The organism is Colwellia sp. MB02u-10, from assembly GCF_014077185.1.
In the GTDB taxonomy this organism is placed as follows: domain Bacteria; phylum Pseudomonadota; class Gammaproteobacteria; order Enterobacterales; family Alteromonadaceae; genus Cognaticolwellia.
Genome location: NZ_JACGVK010000095.1, coordinates 1 through 430, shown reverse-complemented (window position 1 = coordinate 430; position 430 = coordinate 1). Strand labels below are relative to the sequence as shown.

The following is a 430-nucleotide window of genomic DNA, read 5'->3' as shown; positions in this document are numbered from 1 at the left end:
GTGGGAGTTCCCATGTGAGAGTAGGACATTGCTAGGCTTCTATTTAGAGAAACCCGTAGCTGACGCTACGGGTTTTTTGCTTTCTGGGATTTAATAAATAAAACTTGAGAATGGCACATTAGCTTGTTGCAATATCAAAGACTAGAAAGCGTTATACCCATTCCATTAATTAACTTCCCACTTTTATCCAATCTCTAGAGCAAATTTTTATCACCCTAGCTGTGTCTGAAATAAAAACATTCCAAGCTCGACTACATTCATCAACAATATTTTCATATCCACTAAAGCATCGGTTCGCTAATTCATTTTGTCTTAACCATTGCCATACTTGTTCAATAGGGTTCAGCTCAGGTGAGTAAAGGGGGAATTTTATGATTGATAAATTATTAAACTTCTTGGTTAAGTGGGCTTGATGCCAAGCGGCACCATC

1 protein-coding gene is annotated in these 430 nt (G+C 37.9%); it reads right to left on the bottom strand.

All coding sequences use genetic code 11. From position 1 onward, the window contains the following. Positions 1-169 precede the first annotated feature (169 nt). A partial coding sequence (locus H4J59_RS04005; RefSeq protein WP_182236996.1) for a transposase occupies positions 170-430 on the bottom strand: 261 nt, incomplete at its 5' end.